Source organism: Mesorhizobium sp. B2-5-11 (genome assembly GCF_006440835.1).
Lineage (GTDB): Bacteria > Pseudomonadota > Alphaproteobacteria > Rhizobiales > Rhizobiaceae > Mesorhizobium.
Window position 1 is genome coordinate 1,055,699 of sequence record NZ_VFUK01000001.1, and the last position, 13,073, is coordinate 1,068,771.

Sequence of the window (13,073 nt, forward strand, 5' to 3'; positions counted from 1 at the left end):
TTGGAAGGATCGCAGCGGCGCCTTCTATGCCTCTACATATTCTGCCAGGCTGACACTTTCGGGCACATCCAACCCATCGGCACGCAAGCCCTCGATATGAAAGCGTATTGCGTCGCGAATCTCGGTTTCCACCTCAGGCACCGTCGCGCCGGTCGCGATACAGCCGGGCAGGTCCGGCACATAAGCAGAAAAATTATCTCCTGCTTTTTCAATCACCACAGCGTAACGCATGTCGTCACTCCTTTAACCCGGACTGCTTGAGGATGCTGTTCAATGTCCCTGGTGCAACCTCTTCAGACGACTTGCCGGCCACGGTGACGCGGCCGGCTTTTATCTTGTGCTTATATTGGCGATGGCTGCCCTTGGTTGCAACCAGATACCAGCCATCGGTCTCCAGCAAGCGAATGACTTCGCGGACTGTAAGCCGAGGCGGCATCAGCTCTCAGCTGCACCCACTCGTGCTTCCACACGTATCGCACTTCTCGCAGGTGCCGTTCCGCACCATGGTGAAGTTGTGGCATTCCGAGCATTCGTTGCCGGTGTAGCCCTGCATCAGCGATTGCTGGCGCCGGGTGGCGGCGAGCGCCTTGGCTTCCGCGGCCTCGTGCGCGGCGGCGTCGGAGAATAGCCCCTCGGCGCCGGAAGCCTCGGCTTCCTCCTCGGCGATGTCCTCGACCAGCTCCCTGGCGCGTTCCTCATAGTCACGCTTATAGGCGATGGCCTCGTCGCTCGCCGGCTTCAGCGCCAGCACGTTGGAGCCGGAGAAGGCCGTCGGCGCCACGCGGGCAGGGGCCGTGGCCGGGGCAGAACCGCCGAATCCCTTGGGCTCGGCACCCGACACCAGCTTGACCGGCGAGGCACCGCGGTAGAGGCCCTTGGAGAAGGGCGTGGCCTTGCCTTCGGTGATGCCGCGGCCGAGTGCCGTCTTGTCGAAATCCGATTGGTCGACATGGGCGAGGTCGTGGCGGTTGAGATAAGAGACCGCAAGTTCGCGGAACACGTAGTCGAGGATCGACGTCGCGTTCTTGATCGCGTCATTGCCCTGCACCATGCCGGCCGGCTCGAACTTGGTGAAGGTGAAGGCTTCGACAAATTCCTCCAGCGGCACGCCATATTGCAGGCCGAGCGAGATGGCGATGGCAAAATTGTTCATCATCGCCCGGAAGGCAGCGCCTTCCTTGTGCATGTCGATGAAGATCTCGCCGAGACGACCGTCGTCGAACTCGCCGGTGCGCAGGTAGACCTTGTGGCCGCCGACGACCGCCTTCTGCGTATACCCCTTGCGGCGGTTCGGGAGTTTCTCGCGGTCGCGGTAGAGACGCTCGACGACGCGCTCGACGATCTTTTCGGTGACCTGCACCGCACGCTGCGCGGCGGGCGCGGCGACCAGCTGTTCGATCGCCTCGTCCTCGTCCTCCTCGCCATCGGCGAGCAGCGAGGCATTGAGCGGCTGCGAGAGCTTCGAGCCGTCGCGGTAGAGCGCGTTGGCCTTCAGCGCCAGCTTCCACGACAGCATGTAGGCGTTCTTGGCGTCCTCCACCGTGGCGTCGTTCGGCATGTTGATGGTCTTGGAGATGGCGCCGGAAATGAAGGGCTGTGCCGCCGCCATCATCTGGATGTGGCTGTTGATCGACAGCGAGCGCTTGCCGATCTTGCCGCAGGGGCTGGCGCAGTCGAACACGGGAAGGTGTTCGGCTTTGAGGAAGGGCGCTCCCTCAAGCGTCATCGCACCGCAGACATGGATGTTGGCGGCTTCGATGTCCTTCCTGGAGAAGCCCAGCGCCGGCAGCATCTCGAACGAGAAGTCGTTGAGCTGCTCGTCGGTGAAGCCAAAGGTCTCCTTCACCCAGTCGGCGCCCAGCGTCCACTGGTTGAAGACGAACTTGATGTCGAAGGCCGACTTCAGCGCGGCATTCAGCGCCGCGATCTTGTCGTCGGTGAAGCCCTTGGCCTTGAGCGAGCCGGGGTTGATGCCGGGAGCCTGGTTGAGATTGCCGTGGCCGACGGCGTAGGCCTCGATCTCAGCGATCTGGCTTTCCGAATAGCCCAGCGTGCGTAGCGCTTCCGGCACGGCGCGGTTGATGATCTTGAAATAGCCGCCGCCGGCAAGCTTCTTGAACTTCACCAGCGCGAAGTCGGGTTCGATGCCTGTTGTGTCGCAATCCATGACCAGTCCGATCGTGCCGGTCGGCGCGATGACGGTCGCCTGCGCGTTGCGATAGCCGTGCTCCTCGCCGAGTTCGATGGCGCGGTCCCAGGCAGCCTTGGCGTGCGTCGCCAACTCCTGCTGCTTGAGGTCGGAAGCGACCAGCGGCACCGGGTTGACGGCCAGCTTCTCGTAGCCGTCCTTGTCGCCATAGGCGGCGCGGCGATGATTGCGCATGACGCGCAGCATGTTCTGCGCATTGCGGTCGTAATCGGGGAAGGCGCCGAGCTCGGACGCCATCTCGGCCGAGGTGGCGTAGGCGGTGCCGGTCATGACTGCGGTGAGCGCGGCGCAGATGGCGCGGCCCTCATCGGAATCGTAGGGAATGCCCGAGGTCATCAACAGGCCGCCAATATTGGCATAGCCGAGGCCCAGCGTGCGGTAGTCGTAGGAGAGCTTGGCGATCTCCTTCGACGGGAACTGCGCCATCATGACCGAGATTTCCAGCACGATGGTCCATAGCCGCACCGTATGCTCATAGGCAGCGATGTCGATCGTGCCGTCGGCATTGCGGTAGGGCAGCAGATTGATCGAGGCGAGATTGCAGGCCGTGTCGTCGAGGAACATGTATTCCGAGCACGGGTTGGAGGCCCGGATCGCACCGGCGGAGGCGCAGGTGTGCCAGTCGTTCATCGTCGTGTTGAAGTGCAGGCCCGGATCGGCGGATGCCCAGGCGGCGTAGCCGATCTTTTCCCAGAGATCCCTTGCCTTCAGCGTCTTCAGCACCTTGCCGTCCTTGCGGGCGGTGAGATGCCAGTCGGCATCATCCTCGACGGCGCGCAGGAAATTGTCCTTCAGCGACACCGAATTGTTGGAGTTCTGGCCCGACACGGTGAGGTAGGCGTCGGAATCCCAGTCGGTGTCGTAGGTCTTGAACGACATCGAGGTGTAGCCCTGCTTGGCGAACTGGATGACGCGGTAGATATAGTTCTCCGGCACCCCGTCCTTTTTGGCCGCCTTGATCTCGCGCTTCAGCGCCGTGTTGATGGCGGGGTCGAAGCAGTCGTCGTCATGGCCTTCGCAGTTGACGCAGGCCTTCATGATCGCTTCGAGATGCTTCTTGACGATCTTGGAGCCGGTCACCAGCGAGGCGACCTTCTGCTCTTCATTGACCTTCCAGTCGATGAATTCCTCGATGTCGGGGTGATCGGCGTCGACGATGACCATCTTGGCGGCGCGGCGCGTCGTGCCCCCCGACTTGATGGCGCCCGCGGCGCGGTCGCCGATCTTGAGGAAGCTCATCAGGCCGGACGAACGGCCGCCGCCGGACAGCTTTTCGCCCTCGCCGCGCAGCAGCGAGAAATTGGAGCCGGTGCCCGAGCCGTATTTGAACAGGCGCGCCTCGCGCACCCACAGATCCATGATGCCGCCCTCATTGACGAGGTCGTCCTGCACGCCCTGGATGAAGCAGGCATGCGGCTGCGGGTGCTCGTAGGAGGATTTCGACTTCGTCAGCTTGCCGGTGAACGGGTCGACATAGAAGTGGCCCTGGCTCGGGCCGTCTATGCCATAGGCCCAGTGCAGGCCGGTGTTGAACCATTGCGGCGAGTTCGGCGCCACGCGCTGGGTGGCAAGCATGTAGGCAAGCTCGTCGCGGAAGGCGCGCGCGTCTTCCTCCGACTTGAAATAGCCGCCCTTCCAGCCCCAATAGGTCCAGGTGCCCGCCAACCGGTCGAAGACCTGGCGGGCGTCGATCTCGGACCCGTAGCGCTCGGCTTCCGGCAGCTTGGCAAGTTCGGCCTCGTCGGCGACGGAGCGCCACAGGAAGGAGGGAACATCGTTCTCCTCGACCTTCTTCAGCCGCGCGGGGACGCCGGCCTTGCGGAAATATTTCTGCGCCAGGATGTCGGCGGCGACCTGGGAGAATTGCGCCGGCACGTCGATATTGTCCAAGCGGAACACCACCGAGCCATCCGGATTCTTGATCTCGGAGAGCGCCTTGCGGAATTCGATCTCCGCGTAGGCCGATTGTCCCTGTCTGGTGAAACGACGCTCGATGCGCATTGGTCCGGTCCCTTTTGTCTATATATAGCGCTTTCGTCAGGAGATTTCTGCTCCCAATGCGAAACGCGCATGTCCGCCGTCTGCCGGCGTTCGAAAACGGCCGGCTCTCCATTTTCGCGGTCTTCGTCCGCCTTGCTGGTCAAACTTCTTGCGAAGCGCCTGTCCAACTCACCGACGAACCCGCGGGTCCCTCAAAACTGATTTTTTCCGATTCCCTCACTCGAGGGAAATTCACATTATCTAGCGTCGAACCTGCCTGCAAACACTAAATATAGTGTTAACAGACAATTTATTCCAGTCCGACAATTCTCCCTTTTATCGCCCACGCCCCCGCAATCCCAACGCTTCCGCCAGCCTCGTAAACAGGCGGAAATGTGGGGAAAAACGCACATAATCCGGGAAAAAGACCGGGCTCAGAACTTTCCGGTCGCGCTCTCAACAGGAGCGCATGGCCTATAAAAGGCGACTCGTTTTGCGCCGTCAAGGATTCGTTTGCGTAGCTTTTGTGACCTCAACATCTTGTGTGTCACACATGTGGATAACGGGGATAGAATGGAGCTGCCGCGGTAGCCCCCGGCCGAGGGGACAAAGACGCGCTTGTCAGGCTTCGCGACGGCTCCGGGGCGTGATGCAGGCAGACCATCTGGCGCATCCGGCGTCGCGGATCAGCCGTAATGCGTCCTGGGCTTCGGCTCGGTTCCGGTGAAGTGCACCCCGATCCGGCCGTTGCGGCGCCAGCGGACCTCGCATCGATAGCCGATGCCGTCGACGGGCACATAGAGAAGGAAATGATCCGGAATCGTCGCTTCGGGCGGAACCTTGAGTTCGGCGCCACCTTCATTTTGATTGCGCAGCGTGCAGCCAACTTCCGAATTCGAGATGCCCGTGATGATCGTGCCGCCCTTGAGCACGCGCTGGCGATGCTCGCGCTTGTGCTCATCGGATCGCTCTGGATTGGGATTTGCGGGATTTGTCATCGGTAAAACGCCAGGATCGGATCAGATCCTATTACGTCTTCATTAGAAAAGCATTCACGCCGCAGGCGCCCCCGTCCGAGCTGCTTGGTGGCGCGGCCGGTCCCGGGTTCAGGCAAACCGACGCGGGTCGGCGCAGAAATAGGCGATGATCTGGCAAAGATCCGGTTCGTTGACCATGCGCACCGCTTCGCTCGAACTGACCCATTTGCGGGTGCGGGAGCGTTTTTCCTTCCAATGGTCGGCGACCTTGTCGACATGCAGCGGGAACACCAATACCTCGCACGGCACTTCCTCGCCGGAGGCCAGGGCCTTGGCGTAGAAGTAGCGGCCGGCCTCGAGATGCGAGATCGTCCCGCGCAGTCCGGCTTCCTCGACAGCCTCGCGCGCCGCGGCTTCGCAAAGCGGCTCCCTGGCTTCAGGCCAGCCCTTCGGAAGCACCCAGCGGCCGGTATCGCGGCTGGTAATCAGCATGATCTCGACGCTGTTTCCGGTTTCGCGCCAGGGCAGGGCGGCTACCTGCAGACGGCACGGCGCGGTGCCGAAGAGTCGCCGGACCCTTTCGGCCAGATGGTTGTGCGTCGTTGGCCTCGTCAGCATCGGAGAAGCTAGCCCCAGCCTCCAGAATCGTTTGCCGTCTCACGAATCTTACGGCCAATTGTCGGCAATAAAAGTAAAAACTTTCATCAGGATGGCCGATTTTCGCCAATAGACGCCGATTTCCGCGCGCCAGCCAGCCTCGCGAGACCCTTTGCCTAGTGGATGAGACTTCCCTGCGGCTCGATTTGCAGCAGGTTGCTTGCCGCGAATCAGCCGGCGTGATCGTCGGCGATCGGCTTCTGGTAGGTGAAGCCCATGTCCCAGGGAAAATAGATCCAGGTATCCTGACTGACCTCGGTGACGAAAGTATCGACCAGCGGCCGCCCCTTCGGTTTGGCGTAGACGGTGGCGAAATGCGCCTTCGGCATCATGGCGCGCACGATGCCAGCCGTCTTGCCGGTGTCGGTCAGGTCGTCGATAATCAGCACGCCCGCGCCGTCGTCGGCAAGCAGGGCCGGCGTGACCTCCTTCAGCACCTGCAGCTGACCCTGGCTGCTGTAGTCATGATAGGAGGCGACGCAGACCGTCTCGATAACGCGTATGCCAAGCTCCCGCGAGATGATCGCCGCCGGCACGAGGCCGCCGCGCGTGATGCAGACGATCGCTTTCCATTGCGCCTTGTTGGTGCCGGCAAGCCGCCAGGCGAGCGCGCGCGCATCGCGGTGGAACTGGTCCCAGGAGACGGGAAAGGCTTTTTCGGGAAGGGACATCTTTCGCGCACTCCGCAGCACGCGCGGTCGCGCGCAGAAAACAGGGGAATGCGCGCGGAAGTAACTGGAAAACCTCGCGCTTGGCAAGAGCGGCCGCAAACGACACTGTGAACTTACCGCGACAGGAAAGCCGCCACCGGCGCGGTGCGCAGCACGGAGCGCGTCACTCCGCCGAACAGGAGCTGGCGCAGCCACGAGTGGCTGTAGGCGCCAAGCACCAGCAAATCGGCGCCGGTCTCCGCGATCCTGGTCTGGATCACCTCGTCGACCGAGGTGCCGCCCGATCTCTGCACCGAGACACTCACGCTGGCGCCATGACGCGACAAGGCGGAAGCGATTTCCGCTCCGGCGGCCTCGGGGCGTTCATCGAGCGTGTCCGGCGGATCGATGACCAGAATGTCGGTTTTGTCGGCCTCGATGATGAAGGGCAGCGCATCGAAGGCGGCGCGTGCGGCCTCCTTGCTGCCGTTCCAGGCAAGCAGCACACGCTTGAAGGTGGTGATCAGTGGACCCAGGTGCGGCACTACCAGCACCGGCCGTCCGGCGTCGTAGACCAGTGTGTCGACGTCGGCGCTCGCATCGCCGCCCGTCTCGCGCTGCGCGGCGATGATCAGGTCGGCGGCACGCACGCTTGAAATGCCGGTCAGGGCGCTGTCGCCGGAAAAACTCTCCAGGCTGTGCCATTCGAAGGACAGGCCGGAATTCTCGATATGCCTGAGAAACGCGGCCCGCAGCTTTTCGGCCCGTTCGCGGTTCATGTCGGCCGAAACCTGCAGGAACTCGGTGTCGGGAAAGCCGGTGGCCGACGTGTAGGGCACCGGAAGCGCTTCGGCGTGGATGCCGATCAGATGGCTCTGGAAGCGGCCGGCAAGCGGAATGGCGAAGTCGAGCACGCGCTCCGCGTCCTGCTCGTTCTGCAGAATGGCGACGATGGTCTTGAAGCGCATGGTGATCCCCTCATTTTGCGAGCGATCCGCCCGCGGCAAGGAAACGTCGCCGCGTTGTGCTTGGTTCCGGCCTGGACCGGATCAGCTCGCGCTGCTGGCAAAGCCGGCCACCATCGCCTCGACATCGGCGCGCGCAGCGTCCAGGGCCTGCTGGCTGCGGGCACGGACCACCAGTTCGGTCCAGAACTTGCCGTCGCCGTATTTCGGATAGGAGCCGATGATCGTGTCCGGATGCGCTTTCTGGATCTCGCCCAGCGGCCCGCCGACGAGACCTTCGCCGAACGGGCAATGCACCGCTGCCGACAGCATTTTCGTGCCGGCTTTCAGCGTCGGCACGACATTGTCGAGCATGGCCTGGAAGATCGAGGGCACGCCCGCCATCACGTGGACATTTCCGATGCGGAATCCGGGCGCGACCGACACCGGATTGTCGATATGGTCGGCGCCGCGCGGCATTCGGGCCATGCGCTTGCGGGCCTCGGTGTATTCGATGCCGCGAGCGGCATAGCTTGCTTCCAGCAGGGCATAGGCCTTGGCATCGTATTCGCACGGCACGCCGAAGGCCTTGGCAATCGAATCGGCTGTGATGTCGTCATGGGTCGGGCCGATGCCGCCGGTTGTGAACACATAGGTATAGCGAGCCCGCACCGCATTTACCGCGGCGACAATCTCGTCTTCCTCATCGGGAACGATGCGCACCTCCTTCAGGTCGATGCCGATGGCCGTCATGATGTCAGCCAGATGGCCGATATTCCTGTCCTTGGTGCGGCCGGACAGGATCTCATCGCCGATGACGAGCATGGCGGCGGTAACGATTTCGGACATCGATGGCTCCGGCAAAAACGGGTCGCCTGAAATAGCGCGGCACGCGGCCAGCGGCAATGCCATCCGACCGGTGAACAAACTGTGCCCGCATACGCGGTATTCCCCGAATATTGGCGCCCTAAGTACCCTGGCGTGGCTGGGGCGGGCGAGGATCATCACGTCAAGGAGACGCAAATGGCCAAAGTACTTGTTCTCTACTATTCGAGCTGGGGTCACATGGAGCAGATGGCCAAGGCCGCAGCCGAAGGCGCTCGCGAAGCCGGTGCCGAGGTGACCATCAAGCGCGTCGCCGAACTCGTGCCCGAAGCGGTCGCCAAGGCCGCCCACTACAAGCTCGACCAGGAAGCGGCGATCGCCAGCCCGCTGGAACTGAGCGACTATGACGCGATCATCGTCGGCGCCTCGACGCGTTACGGAATGATGTGCGCGCAACTGAAGAACTTCTTCGACCAGACCGGCCCGCTATGGGTCAAGGGCGCGCTGATCAACAAGATCGGCTCGGTGATGTCTTCGACCGCGACCCAGCACGGCGGCGCGGAACTGGCGCTGATCAGCACCCAGGCCATGCTTCAGCACCACGGCATGATCATCGTTCCCCTGTCCTATGCCTATCAGGCTCAGATGGGCAACGATGTCGTGCGTGGGGGGGCGCCCTACGGCATGACCACCACAAGCGACAGCGACGGTTCGCGCCAGCCTTCGGCGCAGGAACTCGAAGGCGCGAAGTTCCAGGGCGGGCGCGTCGCCGAAATCGCCGCGAAGCTGCACGGCTGATCGTTGTGCCGCCGGTGCCTGCCGGCGTTGCTCCTGCTGGCGATGCTTGTGGTCCACGCCGTGGATCGTCGCTTCACCGACGCTTCACAACGAATTCAAGGAACCATTCGGCTGATGACTGGTTTGCCCCGTGTCGCACCCAAGGCGACGAAGACAAAACGGAGTGATCCAATGTACAAAAAACTTTTCGCGGCATTCGTTCTGACGGCCGGTCTTGCCACATCGGCGATGGCGCAGTCGACTGACGGCAGGTATTACAACCATGACAGTTGGTGGAACAATTGGTCGCTGTTCGGCAATGAGGATTCATCAGCCATCGACCAGAGCACCACCGGGAGCATCAACGCATACGGCTCCGGGTTGAGCACCCAAGGCAATACCGGTGGGATGGGCCCATGTGCTCACAACACTCCAGGTCCGGACGCCAATGCTCAAGGCAACGTCAATGACCAGTACTGCGGCAAATAATCAGCCGTAAGCTCCCTGCTGACCGTAGGACGTTTTCTCTCCCGACGTCCGCGGTCGGCGCTCCGGGGCGGCCGGCCTTTGGGGCGATCGGGGCTTTGGGCTGAAAGATCAGTCGGAAACCTCGGTCTGCGGCCGGTCGCGTCCATCAGCCAGTTCCTCATGCCATTTGCCGTCGGCATCCTCGTACTGGATGCCGTCCGTCGACCCCGCGACCTGCTGCTCGGCTGAAGCGATCTCGGCGGCCCGCAACGCGTCCTGATGCGTGGGAAACGTCTCCGAGAAGGTCGCTCCGACCTTGTAGGCCCAGCCGCCGTCATGCTCGACTATCTTGTAAGTCAGCTTCGCCATCAAAAACCTCCGGTTTAAAGGTCCGTCCGCTCAATGCAGGCGGTCGTCGGACAGCTTGTCGTCTGGCACCAGCACTTCCGATTCCCTGGCGGCTTCGATAAGGGCCCGGCGCGCATCCGCTGTCGAACGATAACCTTCCAGCACTTTGAGGCAAGTGTCGAGAGCATCACGATGACGGGGGCCGCGATTGAGCGGCCAAACCGTCATCAGGCACTCCGCCGCCTCTTGGGTACTGCGGATGTGGCGATATTTGCCGACATGGCCGAGTTCGACCACGACCGGTGTTTCAAAAGGCTTGTTGTCCATCATGGCCGCAACGCAAAGCAGTCAATTTGGTTGCAACCGTGTCCTCAGCCTGCGCCCAAACGTCCCAGACCTCCTTGGAAGCTCCATTGCGCGGTCGTTCGACGACGCGTTCCGCCCTTCTCGGAAGGGTCGCTCAGCCCGCCGCCTTCATCCAGTGCTGCATCGTCGTCACCGAGCGCGCGAGCTGCGGCGCGGGATGGATCGTCTCGCTGAACGTGGCGGCCGCTCGCCACCCCCAGCGCGGGTCGGCGAGGAAGGCGCGCGCCAGCGCAACCATGTCGGCGCGGCCTTCGGCGATGATCGCCTCTGCCTGCTTGGGATCGTCGATCAGACCGACCGCGCGGGTAGGGATGCCGGCGCCCCTGCGCACGGCTTCCGCCAGATGCACCTGATAGCCGGGGCCGGAGGGCAGTTTCTGCAAGGGCGAATTGCCGCCGCTCGAGCAACAGAGATAAGCGACGCCTTCGGCCTTCAGCGCTTTCGCCACTTCGATCGCATCCTCGACGTCGAAACCGCCATCGACCCAATCCTTGACCGACAGCCGGGCGCCCAGCATCAGGTTTGGCGCTGCCTTTTTTACCGCCTTGGCGATCTCGACGACAAGACGCATGCGGTTTTCCAGCGAGCCGCCCCAGCGGTCCGTGCGTTGGTTGGAGAGCGGCGACAGGAACTGGAAGATCAGATAGCCGTGCGCCGCGTGCAGCTCGATGAAGTCGAAGCCCGCGCGTTCGGCCCGCCTCGCCGCCTCGGCGAACCGCTCGATGAGCTGGAGGATCTCCTCTTCCTCCAGCGCTCGCGGCACGTTCCAGCCGGTATCGTAGGCGATTGCCGAGGCCGAGACGGTCTGCCAAGGATCCTCGTTCGGCTGCAGCGGTCCGCCCCCCTCCCAAGGCTTGCGGTTCGAGGCCTTGCGGCCGGCATGGGCAAGCTGAGTGCCGAATTTGGTGCCGGGTGCGGCCACGCGCCTTGCTGCGTCCAGGGCGCGGCGCGCAGCGGCTTCATTGTCTTCGGAATAGAGGCCGAGGCAGCCATGGCTGATGCGGCCACGCCGCTCGACATCGGTCATCTCGACCGTGACCATGCCGGCGCCGGACATTGCCAGGTTCATCCAGTGGTGGAGATGCCAGTCGCTCGCCGAGCCGTCCTCGGCCGAATACTGGCACATCGGCGCGACGGCGATGCGGTTGGGAAAGCTCAAGCCATCGAGCGTGATCGGCTGGAAAAGCGATGTGGTCATGAACGAAACTCCGGGAATAGGATGCGCTATTTAGGCGATCGATCGCCGCCATGCCACACACGAGAGAGTGAAATGCTTACTGGACCAACCGCTGCCCCGATTGCGTGAACGCCGATTCGCGGCTACGCCTCCCGGGCAACGTGGAGGCAGCCGATGGAAGATCGTATCCGCATCCGTTCTGAAGAAATCCTATCCGACGACTGGGCGATTCTGAAGAAGACCGTCCTCGACTACCGTCGCCGCGACGGACAATGGGAGACACAAATCCGCCAGACTTACGATCGCGGCGATGGCGCGGTGATCCTGCCCTATGATCCCCAGCGTTCAACCGTGCTCCTGGTGCGCCAGTTCCGCTATCCCGCCTATGTCACCGGCCACCGCGAACCGCTGGTCGAGGCCTGCGCGGGACTGCTCGACGAAAACGATCCGGAGACCTGCATCCGCAAGGAGGCGGAGGAAGAGCTCGGCTATCGGCTGAACCATGTGGAGCGGCTGTTTTCGCCCTATATGAGCCCGGGCAGCGTCACCGAGCGGCTCTGGTTCTTCACCGCCCTCTATTCGCCCGCCGACCGCATTTCGGCCGGTGGCGGCGCAGCGGACGAAGGCGAGGACATCGAGGTGCTGGAAATGCCGCTCGACGAGGCTCTGGCCGGCATTGCCGATGGCCGCATCATCGACGCCAAGACCATCATCCTGATCCAGCATCTGAAGCTCCATCCGATCGCTGTTTGACCGATACCGGTCGCCCCTGCGGGACGAAGAATCGGTGCGGGGCGAATGAAAACGAACGTGTTTTGCACAACGCTTTTTTGGGACTGCATGGGCCCCGATTGACGAGATCGCCTAGGTAGTTGAAACGAAAGGCGCGCGGACGTGGCGGAATTGGTAGACGCAAGGGACTTAAAATCCCTCGATCTCTGATCGTACGGGTTCGATTCCCGTCGTCCGCACCACCTTAACTCTACTTCAATGCTCTGCAGAGCCTAGCCGCCACCAACGGGTGCCACCCGGGTCTCTTAGCGGCGGCTCGGCGACCGTGCGCCGAGGCGCGCCGTCGGCTATGGGCCCTCGGCGAACGTTGCCACGATCCGCCGACCTGAAACGACGGATCGTGGCGTTCAAGCGCTCACTGGATAATCTTTACGATCTTGCGTGTGCCGGGATCCACGACGACGGTGTGATTGTCCACGACGACGTAGCGATATTTGACGTTGGGAATTTCATGAAGCTCGACCGTGTCGGGCAGGGCGGTCCCGACGTTGAGCTCGACGCCGGGAATCTTGACTGAGGCCAGAGGCTGTTTCTTTACGTATTCTTGTATGACGGTTTCGTCCTGCGGCTGAATGACCACATCCTGTGCGGCGGCGGCACCGATGCCGGCAAGCAGCAGGAATCCCGCTACGACGGTTGTAAGATCGGTTCTCATTGTTGCTTCCTTTCTCTCTCGTTGGGCTTGACGCGAAGCGCGGTGGCGCCCGAAGGATTGCCAGGGTTGGCAAGGGCTCCCAATGCTGGCCATCGATCAGGGGAACCATCGTTCGATGGCCTGTCAGGCAATCGCTCTTAGACGCGTGAGTTCCAAACAACCGCGGGTTTGGGCCTTTTGCGCGCCACGATCTGACTTTGGTCGCATGTTCAATAGGACCCAAGCCCTAGCAGTGGAACCGCCGGTAG

The 13,073-nt window shown here is 62.4% G+C and carries 15 protein-coding genes and 1 tRNA gene; 4 read left to right on the forward strand and 12 right to left on the reverse strand.

Features of this window, described 5'->3' with window-relative positions; translation table 11 throughout:
• Positions 1 to 24: 24 nt before the first annotated feature.
• The 8 genes from FJ490_RS05325 to FJ490_RS05360 form a co-directional block, all read right to left on the reverse strand.
• Positions 25 to 231, reverse strand: coding sequence for a type II toxin-antitoxin system HicB family antitoxin (locus FJ490_RS05325; RefSeq protein WP_140517668.1), 207 nt, complete (start codon positions 229 to 231; stop codon positions 25 to 27).
• A gap of 4 nt (positions 232 to 235) precedes the next feature.
• Positions 236 to 436 (reverse strand): type II toxin-antitoxin system HicA family toxin, encoded by a 201-nt coding sequence (locus FJ490_RS05330; RefSeq protein WP_140517667.1) that lies wholly within the window; start codon positions 434 to 436, stop codon positions 236 to 238.
• 6 nt (positions 437 to 442) lie between these two features.
• Positions 443 to 4,210, reverse strand: coding sequence for a vitamin B12-dependent ribonucleotide reductase (locus FJ490_RS05335; protein WP_140728299.1), 3,768 nt, complete (start codon positions 4,208 to 4,210; stop codon positions 443 to 445).
• A 665-nt stretch (positions 4,211 to 4,875) separates the two neighbouring features.
• Complete coding sequence (locus tag FJ490_RS05340) at positions 4,876 to 5,187, reverse strand: PilZ domain-containing protein (protein ID WP_140493741.1); 312 nt, start codon at positions 5,185 to 5,187, stop codon at positions 4,876 to 4,878.
• Between the two features lie 108 nt (positions 5,188 to 5,295).
• Positions 5,296 to 5,784 carry an NUDIX hydrolase gene (locus tag FJ490_RS05345; protein WP_140493739.1) on the reverse strand — a complete coding sequence of 163 codons (489 nt, stop codon included), beginning with the start codon at positions 5,782 to 5,784 and terminating at the stop codon, positions 5,296 to 5,298.
• Between the two features lie 209 nt (positions 5,785 to 5,993).
• A complete protein-coding gene (gene gpt, locus FJ490_RS05350) occupies positions 5,994 to 6,494 on the reverse strand; it encodes a xanthine phosphoribosyltransferase (protein WP_140493737.1) in 501 nt (166 codons plus the stop codon).
• Positions 6,495 to 6,607: 113 nt separating this feature from the next.
• The gene (locus FJ490_RS05355; protein WP_140493736.1) at positions 6,608 to 7,441 is read right to left on the reverse strand and encodes a universal stress protein; all 834 of its coding nucleotides are present in this window, start codon (positions 7,439 to 7,441) and stop codon (positions 6,608 to 6,610) included.
• A gap of 81 nt (positions 7,442 to 7,522) precedes the next feature.
• Positions 7,523 to 8,266 (reverse strand): competence/damage-inducible protein A, encoded by a 744-nt coding sequence (locus FJ490_RS05360; protein WP_140517664.1) that lies wholly within the window; start codon positions 8,264 to 8,266, stop codon positions 7,523 to 7,525.
• A 174-nt stretch (positions 8,267 to 8,440) separates the two neighbouring features.
• On the opposite strand from FJ490_RS05360, the gene wrbA reads away from it, so the two are divergent.
• On the forward strand, positions 8,441 to 9,040 hold the full coding sequence (wrbA, locus tag FJ490_RS05365) for an NAD(P)H:quinone oxidoreductase type IV (protein WP_140517663.1): 600 nt from the start codon (positions 8,441 to 8,443) through the stop codon (positions 9,038 to 9,040).
• A 171-nt stretch (positions 9,041 to 9,211) separates the two neighbouring features.
• The gene (locus tag FJ490_RS05370; RefSeq protein WP_140494988.1) at positions 9,212 to 9,508 is read left to right on the forward strand and encodes a hypothetical protein; all 297 of its coding nucleotides are present in this window, start codon (positions 9,212 to 9,214) and stop codon (positions 9,506 to 9,508) included.
• Positions 9,509 to 9,616: 108 nt separating this feature from the next.
• On the opposite strand, the gene FJ490_RS05375 is transcribed toward FJ490_RS05370, so the two are convergent.
• The 3 genes from FJ490_RS05375 to FJ490_RS05385 form a co-directional block, all read right to left on the reverse strand.
• Positions 9,617 to 9,856, reverse strand: coding sequence for a DUF2188 domain-containing protein (locus FJ490_RS05375; protein ID WP_140493732.1), 240 nt, complete (start codon positions 9,854 to 9,856; stop codon positions 9,617 to 9,619).
• 30 nt (positions 9,857 to 9,886) lie between these two features.
• Entirely contained in the window at positions 9,887 to 10,165 is a 279-nt protein-coding gene (locus tag FJ490_RS05380) for a DUF982 domain-containing protein (RefSeq protein ID WP_032920128.1), read from the reverse strand.
• A 130-nt stretch (positions 10,166 to 10,295) separates the two neighbouring features.
• On the reverse strand, positions 10,296 to 11,399 hold the full coding sequence (locus FJ490_RS05385) for an NADH:flavin oxidoreductase/NADH oxidase (RefSeq protein ID WP_140522087.1): 1,104 nt from the start codon (positions 11,397 to 11,399) through the stop codon (positions 10,296 to 10,298).
• A gap of 153 nt (positions 11,400 to 11,552) precedes the next feature.
• Here FJ490_RS05385 and FJ490_RS05390 point away from each other — a divergent pair, with 153 nt between their 5' ends.
• Both FJ490_RS05390 and FJ490_RS05395 read left to right on the forward strand, forming a co-directional pair.
• Positions 11,553 to 12,131 carry an NUDIX domain-containing protein gene (locus FJ490_RS05390; protein ID WP_140522089.1) on the forward strand — a complete coding sequence of 193 codons (579 nt, stop codon included), beginning with the start codon at positions 11,553 to 11,555 and terminating at the stop codon, positions 12,129 to 12,131.
• A gap of 135 nt (positions 12,132 to 12,266) precedes the next feature.
• Positions 12,267 to 12,352, forward strand: a tRNA-Leu gene (locus tag FJ490_RS05395).
• Between the two features lie 173 nt (positions 12,353 to 12,525).
• Here the strand turns inward: FJ490_RS05395 and FJ490_RS05400 are convergent.
• Positions 12,526 to 12,825, reverse strand: coding sequence for a DUF1236 domain-containing protein (locus FJ490_RS05400; protein ID WP_140493726.1), 300 nt, complete (start codon positions 12,823 to 12,825; stop codon positions 12,526 to 12,528).
• Positions 12,826 to 13,073: the final 248 nt, after the last annotated feature.

Coding starts and splice junctions, on each gene's coding strand:
- FJ490_RS05325 (WP_140517668.1), bottom strand. CDS start 231: ATGCGTTACGCTGTGGTGATTGAAAAAGCAGGAGATAATTTTTCTGCT.
- FJ490_RS05330 (WP_140517667.1), bottom strand. CDS start 436: ATGCCGCCTCGGCTTACAGTCCGCGAAGTCATTCGCTTGCTGGAGACC.
- FJ490_RS05335 (WP_140728299.1), bottom strand. CDS start 4,210: ATGCGCATCGAGCGTCGTTTCACCAGACAGGGACAATCGGCCTACGCG.
- FJ490_RS05340 (WP_140493741.1), bottom strand. CDS start 5,187: ATGACAAATCCCGCAAATCCCAATCCAGAGCGATCCGATGAGCACAAG.
- FJ490_RS05345 (WP_140493739.1), bottom strand. CDS start 5,784: ATGCTGACGAGGCCAACGACGCACAACCATCTGGCCGAAAGGGTCCGG.
- gpt (WP_140493737.1), bottom strand. CDS start 6,494: ATGTCCCTTCCCGAAAAAGCCTTTCCCGTCTCCTGGGACCAGTTCCAC.
- FJ490_RS05355 (WP_140493736.1), bottom strand. CDS start 7,441: ATGCGCTTCAAGACCATCGTCGCCATTCTGCAGAACGAGCAGGACGCG.
- FJ490_RS05360 (WP_140517664.1), bottom strand. CDS start 8,266: ATGTCCGAAATCGTTACCGCCGCCATGCTCGTCATCGGCGATGAGATC.
- wrbA (WP_140517663.1), top strand. CDS start 8,441: ATGGCCAAAGTACTTGTTCTCTACTATTCGAGCTGGGGTCACATGGAG.
- FJ490_RS05370 (WP_140494988.1), top strand. CDS start 9,212: ATGTACAAAAAACTTTTCGCGGCATTCGTTCTGACGGCCGGTCTTGCC.
- FJ490_RS05375 (WP_140493732.1), bottom strand. CDS start 9,856: ATGGCGAAGCTGACTTACAAGATAGTCGAGCATGACGGCGGCTGGGCC.
- FJ490_RS05380 (WP_032920128.1), bottom strand. CDS start 10,165: ATGATGGACAACAAGCCTTTTGAAACACCGGTCGTGGTCGAACTCGGC.
- FJ490_RS05385 (WP_140522087.1), bottom strand. CDS start 11,399: ATGACCACATCGCTTTTCCAGCCGATCACGCTCGATGGCTTGAGCTTT.
- FJ490_RS05390 (WP_140522089.1), top strand. CDS start 11,553: ATGGAAGATCGTATCCGCATCCGTTCTGAAGAAATCCTATCCGACGAC.
- FJ490_RS05400 (WP_140493726.1), bottom strand. CDS start 12,825: ATGAGAACCGATCTTACAACCGTCGTAGCGGGATTCCTGCTGCTTGCC.